This is a genomic window from Prauserella aidingensis, from assembly GCF_024171865.1.
In the GTDB taxonomy this organism is placed as follows: Bacteria; Actinomycetota; Actinomycetes; order Mycobacteriales; family Pseudonocardiaceae; genus Prauserella; species Prauserella aidingensis.
Map to the genome: position 1 here is coordinate 155,425 of NZ_JAMTCN010000006.1, position 21,734 is coordinate 177,158.

Consider the following 21,734-nt stretch of genomic DNA (forward strand, 5'->3'; position numbering starts at 1 on the left):
CGGTGAATCCCAAGGAGTGCCGTGACCGGGCCGCTGAGCACAGTCGTCCTCGCCGCGGGCGAGGGCACCCGCATGCGTTCGGATCTTCCGAAGGTGTTGCACCCCATCGCGGGGCGTCCCCTCGTCGAACACGCCGTCCGCGCCGCCGCGGGGCTCCGGCCCGACGAGCTCGTGGTCGTCGTCGGCCACGGGCGCGAGCAGGTGGGCGCGCATCTCGACGTGGTCGCCGACGCGATCGGCCGCACCGTCAAGACGGCGGTGCAGGAGGAGCAGCGCGGCACCGGTCACGCGGTGCGCTGCGCGCTCGAGGCGCTGCCCGCGGGGGACACCGGCACGGTGCTGGTTACCTACGGGGACGTGCCACTGCTCGACACCCCGACGCTGACCGACTTCCTCGCCGCGCACGAACGCGACGGCAACGCCGTCACCGTGCTCACCTCGGTGGTCGACGATCCGTCGGGATACGGCCGCATCGTGCGCGACGCCGACGGGGACGTCACGGGCATCGTCGAGCACAAGGACGCCGACGACGCCCACCGCGCCATCACCGAGATCAACTCCGGCGTGTACGCCTTCGACGCCGCGGTCCTCGCCGACGGCCTGTCCCGGTTGTCGACCGACAACTCGCAGGGCGAGCTCTACCTGACCGACATCCTCGGCATCGCCCGTGGCGACGGGCGCCGCGTCGGCGCTCTCCCTGTGGCCGACCCGTGGCTGACGGAGGGCGTCAACGACCGCGTCCAGCTCTCGACCCTCGGCACCGAACTCAACCGCCGGATCGTCACGCGGTGGCAGCGCGAGGGCGTCACGATCGTCGATCCGGCGTCCACCCGCATCGACCTCGACGTCACGCTGTCCCGCGACGTCGTCATCGAACCGGGCGTGCAGCTGCGCGGCGCCACGACGGTCGCCGCGGCCGCGACCGTCGGCCCGGACACGACGTTGACGGACGTGCGCGTCGGCGAGCGTGCGAGCGTCGTGCGGACCCACGGCAGCCAGTCCGTCGTCGGCGACAACGCCTCGGTCGGGCCGTTCGCCTACCTCCGTCCCGGAACGACCCTCGGCGAGGCGGGCAAGATCGGCACGTTCGTCGAGACGAAGAAGGCCGACATCGGCACCGGGACGAAGGTGCCGCACCTGACGTACGTCGGTGACGCCACGATCGGCGAGCACAGCAACATCGGCGCGTCGAGCGTGTTCGTCAACTACGACGGCATCTCCAAGCACCACACCACGATCGGTTCGCACGTCCGCACGGGCTCGGACACCATGTTCGTCGCCCCGGTCACCGTGGGGGACGGCGCCTACAGCGGCGCAGGAACGGTGATCCGTGAGGACGTCCCGCCCGGCGCGCTCGCGGTATCAGGGGCACCGCAGCGCAACATCGAAGGCTGGGTGCCGCGGCGTAGGCCGGGTACCCCAGCGGCGGAGGCCGCAGAGCAGGCCGTCGCCGACCAGGAGGAAACCGACACCGACGGGGAGTCGCCAGCATGAGTCCGAAGTCCGGAACACCCAAGAAGAACCTGATGCTCTTCTCGGGGCGTTCACACGTCGAGCTCGCCGAAGAGGTCGCGAAGAACCTCAACGTGACGGTCACCCCGCAGACGGTGCACACGTTCGCGAACGGCGAGATCTACGTGCGGTACCAGGAGTCCGTGCGCGGCACCGACGCCTTCGTCATCCAGAGCTTCTCCCCGCCGATCAACGAGTGGCTGATGGAACAGCTCATCATGATCGACGCGCTGAAGCGGGGCAGTGCCAAGCGCATCACGGCGATCGTGCCGTTCTATCCGTACTCGCGGCAGGACAAGAAGCACAAGGGCCGTGAGCCGATCTCGGCACGCCTGGTGGCGGATCTGCTCAAGACGGCCGGTGCCGACCGCATCCTGACGGTGGACCTGCACACGGCGCAGATCCAGGGCTTCTTCGACGGCCCGGTCGACCACCTGCACGGGCAGAACGTGCTCGCCGACTACATCAACGAGCACTACAGCGATCACGACATCACCGTCGTCTCCCCCGATTCCGGCCGAGTGCGGCTCGCCGAGAAGTGGGCGCAGCAGCTGGGCGACCGGCCGATCGCGTTCATCCACAAGACGCGCGACCCGGACACGCCGAACCAGGCGGTCGCCAACCGCGTCGTCGGTGACGTCAAGGGCAGGCTGTGCGTGCTGATCGACGACATGATCGACACGGGCGGCACGATCAGCAAGGCCGTGGACGCGCTGCTGGACCAGGGCGCCTCGGACGTCGTCATCGCCACGACGCACGGCATCCTGTCCGACCCGGCGACCGAGCGGCTGTCCAACTCCAAGGCACGCGAGGTGATCGTCACCAACACGCTGCCGATCCCGGAGGAGAAACGCTTCCCCACGATGACCGTGTTGTCGATCGCCCCGCTGCTGGCGCGGGCCATCCAGGAGGTCTTCGAGGACGGCTCGGTGACGAGCCTGTTCGATGGCAGCGCCTGATCCGGAGCTGTTCGCCCCGGCATCCGCCGCGGCGAACGACGTGACGGAACGACCCCGTGGCGGCCGACGGTTCCGCCACGGGGTCGTTCCGTGTCCGGGGCCGGCCGCCGGAGCACGCCGAAGGCCGCCGCGGCCGCGTTGCCTACCGGCCCCGCCCCGGGGCGCCGCCTTTTGCACAAAGCGGGGCGGGGGTCAAGCACCGTTTCCGGCTGGATTACACTGGGCGAGTTGTCTCGGCGAGGCGGGGCCGGATGCGAGTCCGGCGCCCGACGTGATCGACGCGGCGGCTTGAGAGGCCACCCGTGCGCGCACGTCGTGGTACTCGCCGCCGGACAGCCACAGCGACAACCGCTGGTGCCGACCAGCAGCCGAGAACGCCCCAGTAAGCCCAAGCAAGTAAGCCCCACCCACCAGGGCCCCACCGCGAGGAGTGCATCACCGTGTCCGAGGTACGCCTGACCGTCGAACCCCGTAACGAGTTCGGCAAGGGAGCGGCTCGCCGCACCCGCCGTGCCGGCAAGATCCCCGCGGTGCTGTACGGCCACGGCGAGGACCCGCGGCACCTCGCACTGCCCGCGGTCGACTTCGCCCGCGTTGTGCGTGAGAACGGCCAGAACGCCGTCCTGACCCTCGACGTCAACGGCTCGAACAGCAAGAAGACCGAGCTGGCACTGACCAAGACCATCACGGTCCACCCGCTCAAGAACTACATCGAGCACGTCGACCTCCTCGTCGTGCGCCGCGGCGAGAAGGTCACGGTCGACGTGCCGATCGTGCTGAACGGCACCGCCGCCCCGGGCACCCTGGTCAACCAGGACGTCGACACCATCCAGATCGAGGTCGAGGCGCTGCACATCCCGGAGCAGTTCGACGTCGACATCGACGGTGCCGAGGCCGGCCACACCGTGCACGCCTCGGACGTCACGCTGCCCCGCGGCGCCGAGCTCGTGACCGACCCGGAGACGCTGGTCGTCGCGGTGAACGAGGCACCGACCGAGGAGGCCATGGAGGCCGACGTCGACGCCGAGGGTGCCGGTGTGACCGAGGAGCCCTCCGACGAGGGTGGCGACAGCTCGGAGAGCTGACGCTCACTCCTCCTCGTCCATCATGACGAACGATCTTCCCGGGGCCGGCGAGCAGGTGCTGCTCGCCGGCCTCGGCAATCCCGGGCCCCGTTACGCCGGCAACCGGCACAACGTGGGTTTCATGGTTCTCGACGAGCTGGCCTCCCGCGTCGGCGGGAAGTTCAAGGCGCACAAGGGCGGTGCCGAGGTCCTCGAAGGGCGTCTCGGCGGACGCAAGGTGGTGCTGGCGAAGCCCCGCTCGTACATGAACCTCTCCGGCGGACCGCTCGCGGGCACCGCCCGCTTCTACAAGATCGACGCGAGTGGTCTGGTCGTGATCCACGACGAACTCGACGTCGACTACGGGGCGCTGCGCCTGAAGCTCGGCGGCGGCGACAACGGACACAATGGACTGCGTTCCATCACGAAGTCCTTCGGCACCAAGGATTACTTCCGCGTGCGATTCGGCGTCGGCAGGCCGCCGGGCAGGATGGACGCCGCGGATTTCGTGCTCAAGGACTTCTCGACGACCGAGCGCCGCGAACTGCCGCTCAACGTCGATCGCTGCGCCGACGCCGTCGAAGAACTCGTCGCCCGGGGACTGACGGCGGCGCAGAACGCCTTCCACGGTTCCTGACCGAGCTCCTCGAACCTCGCAGGCCCGAGGAACCCGGCTGCGGGCACCGCAGGTCACCCGGCCACGTAGGCACGGAGCGTCACATCGGACACGCAAACTAACCCGACAGGGTCTTCCCGTACCCCTGAACGAGTCGCATCATAGCTGCACTCTTCCCGACGTCTCACCACCGCGACTATCACAGAGAGCCGCGAGTGACCCGACGTGGAGGTGCAGGTCATGGCGATCACGGCAGACGAGGCGCGCACCGTCGCCTTCCCCGATTCCGGTTTCGGCAGGCGCGGGTACGCCAAGCACGAGGTCGACGCGCTGCTCGACCGGATCGCGGCAACCCTGTCCGATCAGGACGACCTGACGGCGGCCGAGGTGCATCACATCCAGTTCGGACGGCCACCGATCGGCAGGCGCGGGTACGACGAGAAGAGCGTCGACGAGTTCCTCGACGCCGTGGAGGACACGCTACTGGCACGCACCGGCGCCGCCGGGGCGCACCACGTCCCCTCCGCTCGCACCGAGTCTCCCGCGGTCACCGAGGTGCCCACCGCCGACATCCCTGTCGTGAACCTGCCCGCAGCCGATCAGGCACCGCAACGGTCCCGGGACAGCTGATCTCCACAGAACCCGCCCGGCGCCTGATCGGGTTGCCGATCAGGCGCCGGCGTCCATCCTGTCGCGGTACTGCTCCGCGGTCGCCGCGCGCTGCACCTTGCCGGACGGCGTCTTCGGCAGGCTGCCCGTCGGCAGCACGACGACCGCGTAGGGCCGCGCGTCCACGGCGTCGCGCACGCGCGCCGTGACCTCCTTGACGATGCGCGTCTCCTCGGCCTCGTCACCGGCGGCCTTGGACTCCAACACGACGGCGAACCGCTCGCGGCGGGTGCCGGCATCGATCCGCACGGCCACGGCGTTGCCCGCCCTGACACCGTCGACCTCGCCCGCCGCACGCTCGACGTCGGTCGGATAGACGTTTCGGCCACCCAGGATGATGACGTCCTTGCTGCGGCCGCAGATGACGATCTGCCCGTCGACCAGGTATCCGATGTCGCCGGTGGCGAACCAGCCCTCGGAGTCCTGCGTTTCGACCGGCCCGTCGACCGTCAGGTATCCCGGCGTGATCGCCTCGCCGCGCAGGCGGATCTCGCCCACCTCGCGTTCGCCCAGCACCGTCCCGCCGTCGCCGACGATCTGCGCCTCGATCCCGTCGAGCGGCCTGCCCAGCACGGCGAATCCGCGGACCTGCTCGGTGCCGCGCCGCTCGTCACCCTCGGGCACCGCCACGGCACGGTTCTCCGCCTCCAACGGCCCGGCCTCGACGACGTCGACCGTCAATCCCGTCGACAGCGGCGCGAACGACACGGCGAGCGTGGCCTCGGCCAGCCCGTACGCGGGGAACACGCATTCGGCGGGCATGCCGAACCAGCCGCCCGCATCGGTGAACGCCGCCACGGCGGCCTCGTCGATCGGCTCGGCGCCGTTGAGCGCGATGCGCAGCGTCGACAGGTCGTAGGCATCGCCGTCGTCGACCCGGGCGAGCCTGCGGCCCACGACGGCGTAGGCGAAGTTCGGCGCAGCCGTGATCGTCCCGCCGTACCGGGAGATCAGGTCCGGCCACAGCAGCGGCGAGCTCAGGAACTCGACCGGCGTGACCTTGACCAGCTCGACACCGAAGGTCATGGGAACGGTCAGAAAGCCGACCATGCCCATGTCGTGGAACGTCGGCAGCCACGACACCATCACGTCGCTCGCCGGGTCGAGTTCGGAACGCCGTGCCATGGCGCTGATGTTGCTGTAGAGGTTGCCGTGGGTGATCCGCACGGCCTTGGGCTCGGCGGTCGAACCACTGGTGAGCTGCAACAGCGCCAGGGCGTCCTCCGCGGTCGGCACCGGCTCCGCGATCGGCTCGGAGTCGAGCAACGTCTCGATGGTGCGGTACTGGATACCGTTCTCCTCCAGCACCGGCGCCAGCTGGCCGAACGGCTCGCCGAGCAGCACCAGGTCCGACCCGATCATCTGCAGCACCTGCAGCGTGTCGGCCGCCCAGTGCGCCAGATCGGTCCGCGGGGTGGGCTGGTGCAGCATCGTGACGCTGCCGCCCGCCAGCCACACGCCCTGCACCGTCGGCGCGATCAGCTCCGGCGCGGCGGCGAGGACGGCCACGGCACCGCCGGGCTCGAACCCGTCCCCTGCCAGACCACCCGCGAGGTGCCGGGCACGTTCGTGCACGTCCCTCCACGTCCTGCGCACGGGCGCCGAAGGCTCACCCGTGACCATCCCCCGCTGCGTGCCGCCCGCCTGTGCGGTGGCGACCATCGTGTCCACGAACCGGCTCATGACACATGACTGTAACCGCGGGTCACACCGCTGCGGCGATCGGCCGTGCGGTGAATCGGCCGTACGGCGGCGTCACTCCACCGCTTCGGACGCCTCCAGCCACCGCTGTTCGAGCTCCTCCTTCTCGGCCTGCAACGCCTTCAGCTCGTTGTTCAGCTCCATCAGCCGGTCCGGTTCGGTCGCCGCGTCGGCGAGCGCCGCGTGCAGCTTCGACTCCTTCTCACCGAGCGCGTCGAGCTTGCGTTCCAGCTTGCCGAGCTCCTTGGTGATGGCCCGCCACTCGGCGTTGGACAGCTTCGGCGGGGCCTGCTCGGTACTCGCCCGCGACGCAGCGTTGTCTCCGGCTCCGGCGGATGCGGCGGCCGCGGGCCGGTCCGCGATGGTCTGCCTGCGCTGCAGATACTCGTCGATCCCGCCGGGCAGGTCGGTGATCGCGCCGTCGCCGAACAGCGCGACGACGTTGTCGCACACGCGCTCGGTGAGGTACCGGTCGTGGGAGACGACGATCAGCGTGCCCGGCCAGCCGTCGAGCAGGTCCTCGAGCTGTTGCAGGGTGTCGATGTCCAGGTCGTTGGTGGGCTCGTCGAGCAGGAGCACGTTCGGTTCCGCCATGAGCAGCCGCACCAGTTGCAGCCTGCGCCGCTCACCACCGGACAGGTCGCCCACGGGCGTCCACTGCCGTTTCGGCGGGAATCCCAGCTTCTCGGCCAACTGCGACGCGGACAGCTCGTGCTTGCCGAACTGCACCCGCGCGGCGACGCGTTCCACCGCCTGCAACACCCGCAGGTCGGCGGGCAGGTCGTCGAGCTCCTGCTTCAGGTGTGCCAGGTGGACGGTCTTGCCCTCGACACGCCTGCCGGTCTCGGGTTCGCGTTCCCCGGCGAGCAGCTTGAGCAGCGTCGTCTTGCCTGAGCCGTTGACGCCGACGAGGCCGATCCGGTCTCCGGGTCCGATCCGCCACGTCACGTGGTCGAGCAGCGTTCGGTCGCCGACGCTCAGCGACACGTCCTCCAGCTCCAGCACGGTCTTGCCGAGCCGGCGCCTGGCGAAGCTCATCAGCTCGACGGTGTCGCGCGGCGGCGGGACGTCGGCGATCAGCGCCTCGGCCGCCTCGATCCGAAACTTCGGCTTCGAGGTCCGCGCCTTCGCACCACGTTGCAGCCACGCGAGCTCCTTGCGTGCCAGGTTCTGCCGCTTCTCCTCGGCGGCCTGGGCCAGTCGGGCGCGTTCGGCACGGGCGTACACCCAGTCCGCGTAGCCGCCCTCGTACTGCTCGACCCGGCCCGACGTGACCTCCCACGTCCGGCCGCACACGGTGTCGAGGAACCAGCGGTCGTGCGTGACGACCACGAGCGAGGACTTGCGCGCGAGCAGGTGATCGGCGAGCCAGCGGACACCTTCGACGTCGAGGTGGTTGGTGGGCTCGTCGAGGACGATCAGGTCGAGCTCGCCGACGAGCGTGGCGGCCAGCGCGACCCGGCGGCGTTCCCCACCGGAGAGGTTGGCCGTCGCCGTGTCGAGTCCGATCGCCCCGATGCCGAGTCCGTCGACGATCGACCGCACCCGCGCGTCGGCGGCCCACTCGTGTTCGGCGTCGAAACCCGCCAGCACGACGTCGCCCACGGTGCTGCCCTCGGGCAGGTCGGTGCGCTGCGTGACGACACCCATGCGCAGGTCGCGCATGCGGCTCACGCGCCCCGAGTCGGGGTCGGTGATGCCGGCGAGCACCTCCAGCAGGGTCGTCTTGCCGCCGCCGTTGAGCCCGACGACGCCGATGCGCTGCCCTTCGCCGACACCGAGGGACACCTCGTCCAGCAACGGCCGGACGCCGTAGGACTTGCTCACCGATTCGAGATTGACCAGGTTGGCCATGTGTCGGACAAACCTCTCGCGGATGCGGAAACGCTGTGCGACCACGCGGGTCGCGTGGTCGATGGTGACAGTGCGGCCCGCCGTCGCCTGCGGGTCCTCCCCCGGGGCCACGCGTGGTTCCCGGGCAGGAACCCGCCCACGACCGCGGCGGGAACCGAGACCACCGGATCCGACGGGACCCGGGGCTCGGATCGGGTCATGCGTGTGCCTGCGGCGGGTGCGGACCCCACGGCGGCTCGCCGCCCGACGGGCCGCCGTCCGGCTCGACCACCCGCGCCCCCGGCGCCGGACCGCTCGCGACGCGCACCGTGCGGCACACGCCCGCACCGGACAGCCGCGCCGACACCTGCACCGCCGACTCGGCGTCCTCGCACAGGAACGCGCACGTCGGACCGGAGCCGGACACGAGACCGGCCAGTGCGCCCGCCTCGACACCCGCTCGCAGCGTCCGCCGCAGGTTCGGCCGCAGCGACACGGCCGCGATCTGCAGGTCGTTGCCGATCAGCTCGGCCAGGCGATGCGGGTCACCCGACGCCAGCGCTTCGATGACGACGTCGTGGTCGCCGGCCGCGGGCGGGGGCTCGCCCACGTCCCGCAGCCGGTCCAGTTCCTTGTACACCCGCGGCGTGGACAGGCCGCGCTGGGCGAACGCGAGCACCCAGTGGAACGTGTGCCGCGTCAGCACCGGCAGCAGCTCCTCGCCGCGGCCCGTACCGAGCGCGGTGCCGCCGAGCAGGGAGAACGGCACGTCGCTGCCGAGTTTCGCCGCCAGCCGCGTGAGCTCGTCGCGGGAGAGGTCGAGCTTCCACAGTGTCGACAGCGCGAGAAGCGTGCCCGCGGCATCGGCGCTCCCGCCCGCCATGCCGCCCGCGACCGGGATGCCCTTCTCCAGTGCGATCCGCACCGGGCCCAGCTCGGCCGGGCTCGTGTCCAGATGCTCCGCGAGGACGTCGATCGCGCGCCATGCCAGGTTGCGCTCGTCGCGCGGCACGATCTTCTCGCCCTCGCCGACCACGTGCAGCGACGACTCCTCCGCGGCCGACACGGTCACCGTGTCGGTCAACGACAACGCCTGGAACACGGTCGTCAGCTCGTGATACCCGTCGTCGCGCGCAGGCCCCACCGCCAGGTGCACGTTGATCTTGGACGGCACCGTGACGGTCACGGGGGTCGGTACGACGGCAAGCACATACCCAGGGTACTTGGCGCCCCCGCGACCACAGGCGCAGCCGCGTGTCAGCGCGTCGACGAGGGGCGGTGGTCGCAGCCGCGGATCCCGGCCGGCCGCACGAACCGCGCCCGCCAGCGCTCCGTAGTACTCGCCACAGTCGGCATCGAACGGCAACACGTCGAACGTCGAGGTCACCGCCTGGAGCTACGAGATCGCTACGGCCGAGGGCACGACACGCGCCCCGGAACCCGCAACACGGCCTCCGGGATCCGCAACACGGTCCCCCGGGAACGCAACACGGGCCCCGGGATCCGCAACACGCGCGGGTCGGTCAGGCGGCGACGGTACGCAGGCCGCAGAGGGTGTGCGTGACGTGGGCGCCGCGCTCGGCCATCCACGCCAGCGCCGCGTCGGCCCGCTGCCCCCGCAGGCCGATGCGGAACCGCGCGACAGGTGTGTCCCCGAACCGCGTCAGTCCACCGCCGATCGTCGCGATCTCGACGTCGAAGCGGCCGCCCGCCTCCGGCAGGAGCGCACCGACCGAGGCGAAGCCGACGAGCACGACGTCCACGACCACGTCGAACCGCGCCGCCTCGGCCGGGGACGTCTCCACCGACGGGAGCAGTTCGTCGGCGATCCGGCTGCCGCGCGTACCGGCCAGCGTCAGCAGGTTGCCGCTCTCGACGACCGAGCCGTGGTCGAGCAGTGCCACGTCGTCGCACACACGCCGCGCCACACCCGCCTCCGACGTCGTCAGCAACACGGTCGCGCCCAGTTCCGCACGCGCCCGGTCGAGCACCGACAGCACGGCGCCGCTCTCGTCGGCGTCGACACCGGACGTCGGATCGTCGGCGAGCAGCACCGCGGGCCCGCCCGCGAGTGCCCGCGCCACCGACACCCGGCGCTGCTGCCCCGGCGTCAGGTCGGCGGGAACCTGCGCGGCGGCACGGCTCAGACCGATGACGTCCAGCAGCGTGGCGACGCGCTGCCTCCTGCGCGCACCGTCGACGCCCACCCGCTCGAGCGGGGCGGCGATGTTTCCGGCGACGGTCCGTTCCGGGCGCAGCCGCGAGTCGACCACCGCGACCTGGCTCTGCGCCTCGCGCAGCTTGCGCCCGTCGAGGGTGGTCGTGTTCAGCCCGTCGTAGCGGACGGAGCCGCGGTCGGGGCGCTCCCGCAGCGCGACGCAGCGCGCCAGCGTCGACTTGCCCGCGCCCGTCTCGCCGACGACGCCGAACAGCGCGCCCGCTTCGACATCCAGGTTGACGTCGTGCAGCGCCTGCACGGGGGCGTCCGACTCGGTGGTGCGGAACGACTTGCTGACGTTCTCGACGGTGATCACAGCAGCTCCAAGACAGCTCGGTGGCTCACCGGCCCGCGCGGTCAGGGACCGGGGCCGGGAGGGAAAAGGCGGAAGATCGGATCGGACGGCGGCGCCGAGTTCGCGCTGCGGTGTCCGGCTCATCGGCCGGTTCACCGCTCGGCGAGTCGGATCCGGTCGCGGCCGCCAATCGGATTCGGCGGTTCCGCGGACGGGATCACCCGCGAGGCGGGCGATGCTCAGCGCTCAGACCAGGGTGGCGGAGCGACGACACGCAGACACGGTGCGCCGACTGTGATCAACGACCAGACGCCGGGTGAGCGGCTCGGAAAAATACATCGCGTTCCTCCATCGCTCCTGGCGGTAGCACCGTCCTCGAGGGAGGTTGCTGCGACGTCGACGAGCCAGGTCTCTCGGTCGCTCGGGATGGAATTCCCACATAGTAGACACGAAACATCGCCGTAATGGCAAGCCGACGGGCGTAGATCACACCGACGGTGACACGAGGAACGCGACCGCCGGAATCACACCTCGGCGGCCGCCCGCGCGATCGCCACGTACTCGTCGATGCCGAGCTGTTCACCCCTGGACCGCGGATCGACGCCGGCGGCGGCCAGGATCTCTCCCGCCCGCTCGGCCGAGCCCGCCCACGACGCGAGGGCCGCGCGCAACGTCTTCCGCCGCTGCGCGAACGCGGCGTCGACAACCGCGAACACGGTGTCGCGGTCCGCATCGGTGCGCTCGGGACCGCGGTCGAAGGCGACGAGCGACGAGTCGACGTTCGGCACCGGCCAGAACACCGACCTCGGCACGGCCGCCACTTTGCGGGCCGTGCCGTACCAGGCGAGCTTCACGCTCGGCACGCCGTAGACCCTGCCGCCGGGGCCCGCTGCCATGCGGTCGGCCACCTCGGTCTGGACCATCACGAGCACGCGCCGCAGCGACGGCAGTTCGGCGAGCAGGTGCAGCACCACGGGAACCGCGACGTTGTAGGGCAGGTTGGCGACGAGCGCGTCCGGCTCGCCGACGTGGCCGCTGTCGACCCTCAGGGCGTCGTCGGCGACGACCGCCAGCCGTGACACCGCCTCGGGGGCGTGCGCCGCCACCGTGCGTTCCAGCCGTCCCGCCAGCGCCGGGTCGATCTCCACCGCCACCACGCGCGCGCCGGTACCGAGCAGTCCGAGCGTCAGCGAACCCAGCCCGGGGCCGACCTCGAGCACGAGCGGGTCGGTGTCGCCGTCGAGGCCGACCTCGGCCAGCTCGACGATCCGCCGCACCGTGTTGGCGTCGTGCACGAAGTTCTGGCCCAGCTTCTTGGTCGGGCGGACGTCGAGCTCCTCGGCGAGCTGCCGGATCTCGGCGGGCCCCAGCAGCCCCGGTGGTTCAGCGGTCACACCGATGAGTTCAGCACAACGCGGCCCGGCACCCCGCGAAGGGGTACCGGGCCGCTGTGATCGTCCGCCTGTCGCGAGCCTTACGTCGGCAGGCCGAGCTGCGACGCGCACGAAGGCCAGGCGCTGTAGCCGCCACGGTCGTCGCGCACCTTGGTGGCGGTGGCGATCTGCTGCTCGCGGGTCGCCTCGTGCGGGTAGGCCGCGTACTGGTCGCCTCCGTAGGCGTCCCAGGTCTGCTTGTTGAACTGCAGGCCGCCGTAGAAGCCGTTGCCCGTGCTGATGGACCAGTCGCCGCCGGACTCGCACTGGGCCAGCCGGTCCCACACGGCGCCACCGGTGATCTGTGGCTGCGGGGGCTCCTTGGTGCCCACGCGCACGACCTTGTCCTTGGCCTCCTGAAGAACCTTGGAGTCGACCTCCTCGCGGGCGATCTCCTCACCGTTCTCCTTGGTGACCCGGTAGGTGACGAGCTCCTCGCCCGCCTTGCCGGGCTTCTCGACGACCTCCTTGCCCTGCTCCAGCTCGGGGTCCTCGATGGTGCGGACCTCGGGCTCGATGGTCTCCTTCTGCTTGACCACCGAGACGCCGGTGCGGCTGATGTAGACCTCGGCGCCGTCCTCGAGGCTCATCTGCTTGCCGCTCTGGATGCGGTCCTGCGGGCCGAGCTTCATGCCGAGCTCGTCGACCAGGTCGCCCGCGGTGACGGCGTGGGTCGTGACCTCGCGGGGCTCCTTGCCGCCGTCGTAGATCGTGACGCTCTTCTGCGTCCGGACCTCGAGCGTCATGCCGTCCAGGGGCACCTCGCTGTCGAGCGGCGCGGACAGCTTCGCACCCTCGTTCTTGAGGTCCTGCATCCCGAGCTGGGTGAGAGCCTCGTCGACGGTGGTGGCGCGGACCCACACCTGGCGCTGCTCACCGTCGACCGACACGGTCATGTGGCGGCCGCGCTCGAGGGTGATGACGCCGCCGTCACCGACCTCAGCCTGCGGCGAGGGGGACAGCGCGTCGTGCTTGCCGACGTCGATGTCCGCGTCGTCCAGCACCTCGCCGACGGTGTCGCCGTAGCTGCGGACCGTCTGTTCCTCGCCGTCGACGTTGAGCGTGACGCTCTTGTTCATCGCCAGCGCCGCCGCACCGCCGCCGGTGAGCGTGATCAGCATGGCGAGAACCGAGCCCTTGAGGAACCGCTTCTTCCACGTCTTGACCGCGCTCGCGAGGCCGTCCTCGGGCTCCTCGACGCTCGTGCCCGCCGCCGCGGCGGGCGCGGGCGGGGTGTCGACGATCGGCGGAAGCATCGTCGTCTCGGCGTTGATCAGCCGGATGAGCTCGTCCACTCCGACATTGGCCTCGGCCATGAGTGTGTCGGCGTCGGGGCCGAGCACGGCGAGGATGTCGTCCCGCGTGATCCGCGGGTCGGAGGAGAACTCTGGGTCGCTCGGTCGGTCGAGCAGAGCCGTCGAGCCGGCCGGAGCCGACGACGAGCTCGCGTCTGCGCGCCCGTAGCTACCAGTCACAGGGTCAATCCCTTTCACGCATGGCCAGGACTCCCGCAGTCAGCGTCGTCCCCTGACATTCCCGCACGGGCCGTGACCCGGCGGGCGATGCCGTCCCCGACGAACACCGACGTGACTGTGGGCGTGCCGCATCGAGACAGTCGATCTCAACCGGCACGGTCACGGGACCGTAACGGGTGCCGGGGGGTTGCGCAAACACGGCCCGCGATCCCGTGACCTTCGTCACCTGGGCCGATCGACGGTTGCACCCCCGTGGTTGTCGCAGTGCGATCACGCCGAGGTGACGCTCCGCGACGGCGAGAGGCCGAACACCCGCTCGGCATTACTCCGAACGGAGTCGGCGACCGTGTCGACCGGCTCCCCACGAAGCTCCGCGAGCCCGTGAAGGGTATAGGCCGCGCAATACGGCTCGTTCGGGTGTCCCCGATAGGGGTGCGGAGTGAGGAACGGCGCATCGGTCTCGACCAGATACTGCTCCGCGGGTACGAGCTTCGCCGCCTCGTGCAGGCCCGCGGCGTTCCGGAACGTGACGGTGCCCGCGAACGACAGTACGTAGCCGGCGTCGACGCAGCGGCGCGCCATGTCGCCGTCCCCCGAGAAGCAGTGGAATACCACGGTGTCCGGGGCGCCCTCCTCGTCGAGGATCCGCAGGATGTCCTCGTGCGCCTCGCGGTCGTGGATCATCAGCGGCTTGCCGATCCGCTTGGCGAGGTCGATGTGCCACCGGAACGCCTCCTGCTGGGCGTCCGGCGGTGAGTAGTCCCAGTAGTAGTCCAGACCGGTCTCGCCGACGGCGACGACGCGGTCGCCCGCCACGAGACGTTCGATCTCGGCCCGCTCGGTGTCGCCGAAGTCCGCGGTGCGGGTCGGGTGGATCGCCACGGCGGCGAACACGCGCGCGTCCCACGTCGCCGCGTCGGCGGCCCACCTGGCGGCGGCGAGGTCGTCGGCGACGGTCACCACCCGCTCGATGCCCGCCCTGCCCGCGCGGTCGAGCAGTCCCGCCACGTCCGCCGGTGTGCCGTCGCCGCAGGCGTCCAGGTGGGTGTGCGCGTCCACCGCGGGCGACGGCAGGCGTTCCGGCACCGGCGGCGGCGCGTCACGGTCTCTCTTCCGGCTCACGTCTTCTCCCCGGCTGGTCGTGTCACGATCGGTTCAGCTCTGGATGGGCGCCCACTCGGGGCCGGTCTCGCCCAGCGACGCGTCGAGCTTGGCGAACAGCGGCGACGGCTTCTCGAGTGGCCTGCCGACCTCCACCGGTGTCGACTCCCACGTCGCCTGCTCGTGCGAGTAGTCGCCCGTGAGGATCGGATTCGTGCGCCCGGGGATGTCGAGGTCCTCGACGTCGTGGCACTCGGGCTGCGCCGCCCACACACCCGTGCCGCCGAGGGCCTCGTGGACCTTCTGCGCGGCGTGCGGCAGGAACGGAGTCAGGAGCGCGTTCGCATCGGACACGACCTGCAGCGCCGTGTGCAGCACCGCGTCCCGTCGGTCCGGATCCTCCTTGAGTTTCCACGGCTCCTGGTCGGACAGGTACTTGTTGGCCGCGGACACGACGCGCATCGCCTCGCCGGCCGCCTGCTTGAAGCGCGAGTGCCGCAGGTGCGTGCCGACCGTGTCGAACGCCCCGCGAGAGAGAGCCTTGAGTTCCTCGTCGGCGGGCGCGGGCGCGGTCGGCGCCGGTACGCCACCGTTGTTCTTGTGCGCCAACGAGATCGACCGGTTGACGAGGTTTCCCCACTCGTTGGCGAGCTCGAAGTTGGTGCGGCGGACGAACTCGTCCCAGGTGAAGTCGGTGTCCTGCGTCTCGGGACCGGCGACGCTGATGAAGTAGCGCAGCGTGTCGGGACCGAACTCGCGCAGGAAGTCCTCGACGTAGATGACCGTGCCGCGCGAGGTCGAGAACTTCGACCCGCTCATGGTGAGGAACTCGCTCGAGACGATCTCGCCGGGCAGGTTCAGCGTGCCGTACGGACCCGGCTCGCCGCCCTTGTCGCCCTGGCCGTTGTGGCCGAGCAGGAACGCGGGCCACAGCTGGGCGTGGAACGTGATGTTGTCCTTGCCCATGAAGTAGAAGGACTGCGCGTCCGGGTCGGTCCAGAACGGCTTCCACGCGTCCGGGTCGCCGCTGCGCCGGGCCCACTCGACGCTGGCGGAGAAATAGCCGATGACCGCGTCGAACCACACGTAGAACCGCTTGAGCGGCTGGTCGCGCCACCCGTCGAGCGGCACCTTCACACCCCAGTCCAGGTCGCGCGTGATGGGACGGGGGCGCATGTCGTCGACGAGGTTCTTGGTGAAGTTCAGAACGTTCGGGCGCCAGTCGGTCTTGGTCGACAGCCAGTCGCCGAGCGACTCGGTGAAGGCGGGCAGGTCGAGGAACAGGTGCTCGGTCTCGACGAATTCGGGCTTCTCACCGTTGATGCGCGAACGCGGGTTCTTCAGCTCGGCGGCGTCGAGCTGGTTGCCGCAGTTGTCGCACTGGTCGCCGCGCGCCCCGTCGTAGCCGCAGAGGGGGCATGTGCCCTCGATGTAGCGGTCCGGCAGCGTGCGTCCCGTCGACGGGCTGACGGCACCGGTGGTCGTCTTCGGCACGACGTAGCCGTTGCGGTGCAGCGCCAGGAAGATCTGCTGCACCACCTCGGCGTGGTTGCCCGTCGTGGTGCGCGTGAACAGGTCGTAGGACAGGCCGAGGCCGCGCAGGTCCTGACTGATCTGGCGGGTGTACTTGTCGGCCGTCTCCTGCGGCGAGAGGCCTTCCTTGTCGGACTGCACCAGGATGGGCGTGCCGTGTTCGTCGGTTCCGGAGACCATGAGCACTCGGTTGCCGGCCATTCGCTGATACCGCGAGAAGACGTCGGAGGGGACGCCGAAACCGGACACATGACCGATGTGGCGGGGGCCGTTGGCGTAAGGCCAGGCCACCGCGGTCAACACAGAGGTGCTCATACTTGAACAGGTTACGGCGGCCCGTACCAGCACCTTGAGGGAGGCGGGCGGCCGAACACGGGTGGCGCACGTGCGTCTCGCCGGGACGGGGTTCGGGCGGGCACCGTGGTGCGTGACGCCGTGCAGCGGGAAGCGGCCGGGCAGCGGGGTGCGGGCAGCGGGGTGCGGGCAGCGGGAAGCGGCCGGGCCGACGTCTCCGGCCGCCTTCGGCGTCGTGGCCGCCCCGACGGTGGGAGGATGGTGCCTCCCGCTACGCGACCAGGGACGGAGGCCGGAAGCGGTGTCGGCGACACGGTTGCTCGTGCTCGGTGTGGTGCGGATGCACGGCGGATCGGGTGGTGCGCACGGCTACCAGGTGCGGCGGGAGCTGTTGTCGTGGTCCGCGGACAAGTGGGCCAACGTCCAGCCGGGGTCGATCTACCACGCGTTGAAGCGCCTCGCGCTCGAAGGACTGCTCGAGCAGGTGGAGACGCCGCAGGGGAAGGGCCCCGACCGGCTCGCGTACACCCTGACCCGCGCGGGCGAGGACGCCTTCCAACGGGAGCTGCAACAGCGCATCGCCGACGTCGACGGCGCAGCCGGGGGTGCCCACGAGTTCTCGGCCGCGCTGGTGTTCATCACGTGCCTGCCCCGCCGACTGGCACTCGACCTGCTCGAGTACCGCCTCGTCCAGCTCGACGGTCAGCGCGAGAACGTCACCTCCGTGCTCGACAAGGGCATCGAGTGGGGACAGCCCGCGCACGTCAACGAGCTGTACCGGCTGTGGCTCGCCCACTGCGACGCCGACATCTCGTGGACCACGGACCTCGTCGCGCGGCTGCGCGCGGGCGAGTACGTGATGGCCGACGACGCAGGCCACAACTTCGGTTCCGCGGCGCACGGCGCCACGTCCTGATCCGAGGAGCCCCGACCCGCGCCGTCGCACCGGAGCTCGGCCCGCCGCACGGGGACCGTTCGCTCTGCGCGGTATCGCTCCGGGCGAAAACTCGTCGCGTCGCCCGCCTTCGGCGGCCACGCTCATCCTAACTCGACTCCACCCTGCTAATCAAATTTGACTAGATGCTGTTCGCGGAGGACAGTGGCCGCATCACCGGCCGTTCGGCCGGACCACGCGGTCGGCCACGTCCACACGCGACGGCGGACCCACACTTCACTCGACGGGGGTTTCCTTGATCAAGGCACGTGGCCTGCAGCGACGGTTCACGTCGCGCGGGCGCACCGTGGACGCGGTGAAAGGCGTCGACATCGACGTCACCGAAGGCGAGCTGGTCGGCTTCCTCGGGCCCAACGGCGCGGGGAAGACGACGACGCTGCGCATGCTGACGACCCTGCTCACGCCCACGGCGGGCGAGGCACAGGTGGCCGGATGCGATCTGCGCGCCGATCCGGTCGGGGTGCGCAGGCGTATCGGTTACGTCGCGCAGGGCGGCGGCACCGGGCCCGAATGCAAGGTGGCCGAGGAGATCGAGCTCCAGGGCAGGCTCTACGGGCTCGGCAAGGCCGACGCGATCGAGCGGGGCAAGGAGCTGACCGAGCAACTCGACCTGTCCGGATTGGACCAGCGGCTGACGAAGACACTCTCCGGCGGTCAGCGGCGCAGGCTCGACATCGCGCTCGGGCTGATCCACTCACCGAAGCTGGTGTTCTTCGACGAACCGACGACCGGGCTCGACCCGCAGAGCCGGGCGAACCTGTGGGAACACATCCGCATGCTGCGCTCCGAACAGGGCGTGACCCTCTTCCTCACGACGCACTACCTGGAGGAGGCCGACGCGCTCTGCGACCGCATCCTCGTCATCGACGGTGGCGAGATCGTCGCCGAGGGCACACCGGACGCACTCAAGGCGCGGGTGTCCGGCGACAGCGTCGCACTCGGTGTCGACGACGACGTCACGACGAGGGCCGCCGAGATCGTCGGCAGAGTCGAGGGCGCCCACGAGCTGACGACCGCGCCCGGTGAGGTGCGATTCCGCGTGCCACGCGGCGACACGGCACTGCCCGCGCTGCTGCGGGCGTTCGACGCCGAGAACCTGACGATGCAGTCGATGCAGGTGCAGCGGCCGACCCTGGACGACGTGTTCCTGACCCTCACCGGCCGCAGCCTCCGCGACTCCAGCGGCAGCGACTCCAGCGGCGGCGACGCGGACGCGGCAGCCGAGGCATCGGCCGACGACAACGAGCGAAACGAGGTGCCGACCCGTGCTGCGTGACACCTGGCTCATCTTCCGGCGCGACGCGACCCTGCTGTTGCGCAATCCCGCGTGGTTGGCGATCGGCGTGATGCAGCCGGTGCTGTACCTGGTGCTGTTCGGCCCGCTGATGGAGCGGATCGTGACCAGCACGCCCGGCTTCCCACCCGGCAGCAGTTGGACGATCCTCACCCCCGCGCTGATCGTTCAGCTCGCCCTGTTCAGCGCGACGACGGCGGGCTTCTCGCTGCTGGCCGACCTGCGCAACGGCGTGGTCGAACGACTCCGCGTCACGCCGGCCAGCCGGGTGGCACTGCTGCTCGGCAAGGTCCTGATGAACGGCCTGACCACGGTGGCGCAGGCGATCATCATCACCATCCTCGCGTTCCTCGTGTTCGGCCTGTCGGCGCCGATCGGCGGGATCCTGCTGACACTGCTGATCGTGGCGATGCTGTCGGTGACGTTGGCGTCGGCGTCGTACGCGGTCGCGCTGACCCTGCGCAACGAGCAGGCGTTCCCCGCGCTGGTGAACTCGGTGATGATGCCGGTACTGCTGTTGTCCGGAATCCTCGTGCCGATCACGACCGGACTCGCACCGGACTGGTTGTACGCGATCTCGCGGGTCAATCCGTTCACGCACATCGTCGACGCGGGCCGTGCCGGGTTCCGCGGCGACTTCTCCGTTGACGCGCTGCTCACCGGGTCGATCGTGCTCGTCGTACTGATGTCGCTGTGCGTGTTCTGGGGCGCGCGAACGTTCCGGAGGGAGAACGCCTGACACGCCGCGGGTGATGGCCGCCTGACGTGCGCGAACGCACGTAGGGTGGCCGTCACCATCGCTTCCGGCAGCTAGGGGGACCCGTGACGGAGCCCGCGGGCGCGAGCGGCGTCGGACTGGAGCTGCGCGAGTCCGTGCCGGACTGGACGCGGCTGCGCGCGAGGGCCGTCACGTTCGCGTCGATCACCGTCACCGAGAACCTCAACTGGAGCGAACCGAGTTCGGCCCGGCAGCTCACGTGCGCACTCGACGCGGGCGTGCACGCGGGGATCCGCCATCTCGCCAGGGAAGGCGGCGCCGTCGACCAGGCACGGCACGTCGTGCGCACCGGCGCGCCGCTCGGGGCGTTCGCACCCGGAGTGCTCGCGCCCGCCCTGGACGCCCGCGCGGCCGGGATCGACGACCGGTTCGTCAAGACGTGGATCAAGACGATCCGCGGCGAGGCCGGGATCGGCAAGGCCCTGGTGTACGCCGAGTTCGAGGACTGGCAGCACCGGTTCCACCCGGACAAGTGGGCCGACGCCGGCGTGGTGCTGTGGCTCGTGCGGCGCAACGGCATCCCCGGCAGGCCGGGCTGGTTCCACAGCAGACTCGGCGTGCACCAGCACACCGGCGACGGCCCCGGCGCGACGTCGGCGCTCGTCTACCCGTTCACCCTCGCCGACGTGCTGCTGTGAACCCGCCGTGGGCCCACGTGGCCCTACAAGCTCGAACAGCTCAAAGGAGACCACCCGGGCGAGATCCTTCCCGAGGATTTCCTCGTCCCCATGGGCCTCAGCGCGTATGCACTCGCCAAGGCGATCCACGTGCCCGAGTCACGGATCGGAGCGATCCTCAAGGGGCAGCGCGCGATCACCGCCGACACCGGACTCCGGCTGTCCCGCTATTTCGGGTTGAACGACCACTACTGGACCCGCATCCAGGAGTCCTACGACGTCGAGATCGCCCGCGACGCGATCGGCGACCAGCTCGAGGACATCGAGCCGATGGCGGCGGCGTAGCGGCCGGCGACTATCGGGCCTCGATGCGGGTTCGGGTGAGGAAGACGTTGTACGGGCCCCACTGCGAGACGAGGTAGTAGAGGTCGAATCCGCCCGGCCGGTCGCCCGGCGCTCCGGCCGCGCCGTCCGCCGTCCCGTCGAGCGACCAGGGGTGGAGGAACCCTCCGTAGATCGCCGGGTGTTCGTCGCCGGACACGACGACGTCTCCCGCCGTCCACGGACCGGTCGGCGCGGGTGCACTGCGGAGCACGAGGCCGCGGCGCGGTTCGTCGAGGTGCACCATCAGCCACCGCCCGCACCCACGGTGATAGCCGACGGACATCTCCCCGACCGACCCGTCGAAGACCGGTGCCGCCGCGTCCTCGTCACCACGCCAACCGGCACCGTCCCAGTACTCGTACGCCCGTACGCGCAGCAGGTCCGCGGGCCGCACCCGGGCGAGGTAGGGCAGGTCGTGCCTGCCGTTGGTGGTGCCGAACAGCAGGACGTGCTCGCCGTCGCGGGCGAACGCGCCGACCTGGAACCTGCTCCCGCCGCCGGGGTTCTTCCACCGAGCCCCGCGGGGTCTGCTCCACGTGCGCCCGTCGTCGTGGGACACGGCGACGCCGGCATGGTCGGTGCGCCAGTGTCCGGGCTCGCCCCACTCGCGCACCGACATGTAGTGGGCGTAGTGCACGCCGTCGACGGTGATCGCACCGTTCGGCACGACCGTCACCTCACGCCTGCCCGACGGGATGACCTGCGCCGCCCCACCGCCGCGCCGGGTCACGACGCCGCCCAGTGACAGCCCGCCGGAGAGGTCGCGGGCGGTGGACCAGGCGAGCACGTTGCTGCGCCAGTCCGCCGACCCCGGCCCGGCGCCGTGGCCGCCCCAGCCGTCACCGAAGGTGTCACCGAACAGCGCGAACACCCTGCCGCCACCCGCGTCCCACAGGATGCCGAGGTCCGTCGCGGCGATCGCGAACCGTTCGGCGGTCCGGTTCGGCGAGTCGGCGCCCGTGACCGGGGCGATCCGTTCCGTCTCCGCGGGTGCGACGTCCAT

The 21,734-nt window shown here is 70.6% G+C and carries 18 protein-coding genes, 1 pseudogene and 1 riboswitch; of the genes and pseudogenes, 10 read left to right on the forward strand and 9 right to left on the reverse strand.

Going from position 1 to position 21,734, the window contains the following annotated elements; all coding sequences use genetic code 11:
- Positions 1-21 precede the first annotated feature (21 nt).
- The 5 genes from glmU to LY13_RS09885 all read left to right on the forward strand — a co-directional run bounded on the left by glmU (position 22) and on the right by LY13_RS09885 (position 4,781).
- Positions 22-1,494: a bifunctional UDP-N-acetylglucosamine diphosphorylase/glucosamine-1-phosphate N-acetyltransferase GlmU gene (gene glmU, locus LY13_RS09865; RefSeq protein ID WP_253828016.1), complete on the forward strand. Its 1,473-nt coding sequence runs from the start codon at positions 22-24 to the stop codon at positions 1,492-1,494.
- A complete protein-coding gene (locus LY13_RS09870) occupies positions 1,491-2,471 on the forward strand; it encodes a ribose-phosphate diphosphokinase (RefSeq protein WP_253828017.1) in 981 nt (326 codons plus the stop codon). Before glmU ends, LY13_RS09870 begins: the two co-directional genes overlap by 4 nt.
- A 440-nt stretch (positions 2,472-2,911) precedes the next feature.
- Positions 2,912-3,556, forward strand: a complete 645-nt coding sequence (locus LY13_RS09875) for a 50S ribosomal protein L25/general stress protein Ctc (RefSeq protein ID WP_253828018.1) — start codon at positions 2,912-2,914, stop codon at positions 3,554-3,556.
- Positions 3,557-3,578: 22 nt separating this feature from the next.
- Positions 3,579-4,172 carry an aminoacyl-tRNA hydrolase gene (gene pth, locus LY13_RS09880; RefSeq protein ID WP_253828019.1) on the forward strand — a complete coding sequence of 198 codons (594 nt, stop codon included), beginning with the start codon at positions 3,579-3,581 and terminating at the stop codon, positions 4,170-4,172.
- A gap of 219 nt (positions 4,173-4,391) precedes the next feature.
- Positions 4,392-4,781, forward strand: coding sequence for a DivIVA domain-containing protein (locus tag LY13_RS09885; RefSeq protein ID WP_253828020.1), 390 nt, complete (start codon positions 4,392-4,394; stop codon positions 4,779-4,781).
- A gap of 39 nt (positions 4,782-4,820) precedes the next feature.
- On the opposite strand, the gene LY13_RS09890 is transcribed toward LY13_RS09885, so the two are convergent.
- The 8 genes from LY13_RS09890 to metG all read right to left on the reverse strand — a co-directional run bounded on the left by LY13_RS09890 (position 4,821) and on the right by metG (position 16,724).
- Complete coding sequence (locus LY13_RS09890; protein ID WP_253828021.1) at positions 4,821-6,503, reverse strand: fatty acyl-AMP ligase; 1,683 nt, start codon at positions 6,501-6,503, stop codon at positions 4,821-4,823.
- 72 nt (positions 6,504-6,575) lie between these two features.
- On the reverse strand, positions 6,576-8,375 hold the full coding sequence (locus LY13_RS09895; RefSeq protein WP_253828022.1) for an ABC-F family ATP-binding cassette domain-containing protein: 1,800 nt from the start codon (positions 8,373-8,375) through the stop codon (positions 6,576-6,578).
- Between the two features lie 196 nt (positions 8,376-8,571).
- Complete coding sequence (locus LY13_RS09900; RefSeq protein WP_253828077.1) at positions 8,572-9,564, reverse strand: 4-(cytidine 5'-diphospho)-2-C-methyl-D-erythritol kinase; 993 nt, start codon at positions 9,562-9,564, stop codon at positions 8,572-8,574.
- Between the two features lie 313 nt (positions 9,565-9,877).
- On the reverse strand, positions 9,878-10,888 hold the full coding sequence (locus LY13_RS09905) for a methionine ABC transporter ATP-binding protein (RefSeq protein WP_253828023.1): 1,011 nt from the start codon (positions 10,886-10,888) through the stop codon (positions 9,878-9,880).
- 324 nt (positions 10,889-11,212) lie between these two features.
- A riboswitch (SAM riboswitch) is annotated at positions 11,213-11,300 on the reverse strand.
- Between the two features lie 91 nt (positions 11,301-11,391).
- Complete coding sequence (rsmA, locus tag LY13_RS09910) at positions 11,392-12,261, reverse strand: 16S rRNA (adenine(1518)-N(6)/adenine(1519)-N(6))-dimethyltransferase RsmA (protein WP_253828024.1); 870 nt, start codon at positions 12,259-12,261, stop codon at positions 11,392-11,394.
- A gap of 80 nt (positions 12,262-12,341) precedes the next feature.
- Entirely contained in the window at positions 12,342-13,712 is a 1,371-nt protein-coding gene (locus LY13_RS09915) for a resuscitation-promoting factor (protein WP_253828078.1), read from the reverse strand.
- A 333-nt stretch (positions 13,713-14,045) separates the two neighbouring features.
- Positions 14,046-14,897 carry a TatD family hydrolase gene (locus LY13_RS09920; protein WP_253828025.1) on the reverse strand — a complete coding sequence of 284 codons (852 nt, stop codon included), beginning with the start codon at positions 14,895-14,897 and terminating at the stop codon, positions 14,046-14,048.
- A 33-nt stretch (positions 14,898-14,930) separates the two neighbouring features.
- A complete protein-coding gene (gene metG / locus LY13_RS09925) occupies positions 14,931-16,724 on the reverse strand; it encodes a methionine--tRNA ligase (protein ID WP_253828026.1) in 1,794 nt (597 codons plus the stop codon).
- A 280-nt stretch (positions 16,725-17,004) separates the two neighbouring features.
- On the opposite strand from metG, the gene LY13_RS09930 reads away from it, so the two are divergent.
- The 5 genes and pseudogenes from LY13_RS09930 to LY13_RS09950 all read left to right on the forward strand — a co-directional run.
- Positions 17,005-17,619, forward strand: coding sequence for a PadR family transcriptional regulator (locus LY13_RS09930; RefSeq protein WP_253828027.1), 615 nt, complete (start codon positions 17,005-17,007; stop codon positions 17,617-17,619).
- Positions 17,620-17,893: 274 nt separating this feature from the next.
- A complete protein-coding gene (locus LY13_RS09935; protein ID WP_253828028.1) occupies positions 17,894-18,934 on the forward strand; it encodes an ATP-binding cassette domain-containing protein in 1,041 nt (346 codons plus the stop codon).
- Complete coding sequence (locus tag LY13_RS09940) at positions 18,924-19,691, forward strand: ABC transporter permease (RefSeq protein WP_253828029.1); 768 nt, start codon at positions 18,924-18,926, stop codon at positions 19,689-19,691. Before LY13_RS09935 ends, LY13_RS09940 begins: the two co-directional genes overlap by 11 nt.
- 83 nt (positions 19,692-19,774) lie before the next feature.
- Positions 19,775-20,368, forward strand: a complete 594-nt coding sequence (locus LY13_RS09945) for a GH25 family lysozyme (RefSeq protein ID WP_253828030.1) — start codon at positions 19,775-19,777, stop codon at positions 20,366-20,368.
- A gap of 60 nt (positions 20,369-20,428) precedes the next feature.
- Positions 20,429-20,692 (forward strand): annotated as a pseudogene (locus tag LY13_RS09950) (HigA family addiction module antitoxin); the annotation flags it as partial.
- Between the two features lie 10 nt (positions 20,693-20,702).
- Here LY13_RS09950 and LY13_RS09955 read toward each other — a convergent pair.
- The gene (locus LY13_RS09955) at positions 20,703-21,734 is read right to left on the reverse strand and encodes a glycoside hydrolase family 183 protein (RefSeq protein WP_253828032.1); all 1,032 of its coding nucleotides are present in this window, start codon (positions 21,732-21,734) and stop codon (positions 20,703-20,705) included.

Bases quoted from the DNA above. Each gene is read 5' to 3' on its own strand.
- LY13_RS09870 (WP_253828017.1), top strand. From the start codon at position 1,491: ATGAGTCCGAAGTCCGGAACACCCAAGAAGAACCTGATGCTCTTCTCG.
- pth (WP_253828019.1), top strand. From the start codon at position 3,579: ATGACGAACGATCTTCCCGGGGCCGGCGAGCAGGTGCTGCTCGCCGGC.
- LY13_RS09885 (WP_253828020.1), top strand. From the start codon at position 4,392: ATGGCGATCACGGCAGACGAGGCGCGCACCGTCGCCTTCCCCGATTCC.
- LY13_RS09890 (WP_253828021.1), bottom strand. From the start codon at position 6,503: ATGAGCCGGTTCGTGGACACGATGGTCGCCACCGCACAGGCGGGCGGC.
- LY13_RS09895 (WP_253828022.1), bottom strand. From the start codon at position 8,375: ATGGCCAACCTGGTCAATCTCGAATCGGTGAGCAAGTCCTACGGCGTC.
- metG (WP_253828026.1), bottom strand. From the start codon at position 16,724: ATGAGCACCTCTGTGTTGACCGCGGTGGCCTGGCCTTACGCCAACGGC.
- LY13_RS09955 (WP_253828032.1), bottom strand. From the start codon at position 21,734: ATGGACGTCGCACCCGCGGAGACGGAACGGATCGCCCCGGTCACGGGC.